Consider the following 2,018-nt stretch of genomic DNA (forward strand, 5'->3'; position numbering starts at 1 on the left):
CAGACACTGATCACATCACCATCTGCAAGCACCGCTGAATAAGTATTATCAACACCTTGCTGAAGATTTTCCTCTCCTGCATCGTACTCATCGTTCTCATTTGCATCAACGAAGAATAAATAATCTGCAAATCCTGCTGTCGCTGTAAAGGTGGATTCCACTCCATAGCATACGGCATCAGTATCCAGCTCCGGAGTAGGGTCAGGATAAATCACAATTTCTAAAACAGCAAAACTTTCACAGCCGGTAATATCGTCGGTGGCCAGGGCATAATAAAAGTAAGGACTGCCTTCTGCTGAAAGATCTCCTGTTTCGGTAATTACGTTACCTTCTGTGCGATCGACATCGGTATACCAAACAACGGTTTCACTTTCGATAGCTCCTATATCATCATTATACTCACTAAGAAGAGTGTTTGATTGATTTCCATCACAGAAATCATCACTTACATCTACCAGTTCATCCACACAACATACATCATCATCCACGATACCAAAAGCAATATGGCTGATATCACTTATACAGCTATTAACGCCGTTCTCTACTTTATAATACCAATAACTATATTCTCCCGCATCCAAGGATCCTAAAAAAATAACCCGATGACCTACCGTTGAACCATCGGAGCATGTGAATTCCATAACATCATTAAATCCTTCAGAACATTTAGTTAATTCTGAAAGGTTACAGTCATCAGGAACAGTCCCAACTTCTGTAATAACAACATCGGGGCCTGAAGGTCCGGCAGTATTGGTATCATAAAAACATTCGTTCCCGCTTTTGGGATTGACTAAAAAGTCTCCGCAGCAGGCATCCCCACTTACCTTGACATAAAAAATCTCATCACCGACCACTTGCCGGTCAACTTTTGTAATGTCGTAATTTTCAGGATTTGGACATGATGGGTCGGTTTTAGTCACTTGCTCCATTTCATGAGGGCAACTAAGTTGAGCGTAAAGGTCGTTGCTGCCCATGAAGAACAAAGCAATTACGAAAACAAACCCTAAATTGCTAATGAAACTTTCTCCAAGGGTTTTGAACTGTTTTCGCGTCGAGAAATAATTCTGTCCCCAACAGGAATTCAAAGTATTGTCTTTCATAATTAAATTGTTTTTGGTTAATGAATACCAAAAACACAAGCACAATAAGACCAATGCAGATCCGGGCGAATCTTTTTTGGGGGAACAAAATTAAGGGGGGGGAACAACTTTAAAAAAAGACCTTAAAAGAACAACAGGGGAAGTTGAACTTTGATCTTTTATAGTGGGGGAGAAAATTAGGGGGGGGTACTTCGCCGGAAACATTTAAAGAATCCCAAAAGCAATCCTAAATATACGCTAACTTACTTACCTTTAATACCTTATATTAAATTTTTTCTGTGAATAAATTCTGACAAACTTTGTAAATTGGCCACTATTCAAATTTGTTGTCGTTAAAGAAGGATATCAGGAAAATAAATTTTTCCTCTTCAGATTAACCAGAATTTTTGCCTAGTCCACAACATTTAAGAATGATCCATTTTTGCCTAATCCACAACATTTAGGAATGATCCATAAAAAAACCCTTCATCAAATTCATGATGAAGGGTTTAAAAGAAAGGCGGCGACATACTCTCCCACAAGATAGCAGTACCATCTGCGCTAACGGGCTTAACTTCTCTGTTCGGAATGGGAAGAGGTGAGCCCCGTTGCTATAACCACCTTAGGTCTTTAAAGCAGATATTAGTCCCGATAGCTATCGGGATAGATCTTAGACTTGAGACAAAAAAATCTCGAATCTCATATCTAATATCTCACTTCTAATAAGTTGACATAGTTGGAAAATAAAAATGTAAGAAGACATATAATTGAGCAAAGGTAATTTTAAGCTTTAGGTTTTGCGCCCTCTGCCCTCATTCCCCCATTGTGGGGGTTAGGGGGCAGAGGGGCTGCACTAAGCTATACGGATTATTAGTATCACTCAGCTATGACATTACTGCCTTTACACCTGTGACCTATCAACGTGGTAGTCTCCCACGA

At 39.5% G+C, this 2,018-nt stretch carries 1 protein-coding gene and 2 rRNA genes; all 3 read right to left on the bottom strand.

Annotation, left to right across the window (positions count from 1 at the left end; all coding sequences use genetic code 11):
- Positions 1–1,100 (bottom strand): hypothetical protein (locus H148_RS17100; protein WP_037324550.1); only part of this gene is annotated, 1,100 nt, incomplete at its 3' end.
- 494 nt (positions 1,101–1,594) lie between these two features.
- Positions 1,595–1,704: ribosomal RNA gene (rrf, locus tag H148_RS0102605) — 5S ribosomal RNA — on the bottom strand.
- Between the two features lie 224 nt (positions 1,705–1,928).
- Positions 1,929–2,018, bottom strand: a 23S ribosomal RNA gene (locus H148_RS0102610); the annotation flags it as partial.

It is taken from the genome of Salinimicrobium terrae DSM 17865 (assembly GCF_000424665.1).
Taxonomy (GTDB): domain Bacteria; phylum Bacteroidota; class Bacteroidia; order Flavobacteriales; family Flavobacteriaceae; genus Salinimicrobium; species Salinimicrobium terrae.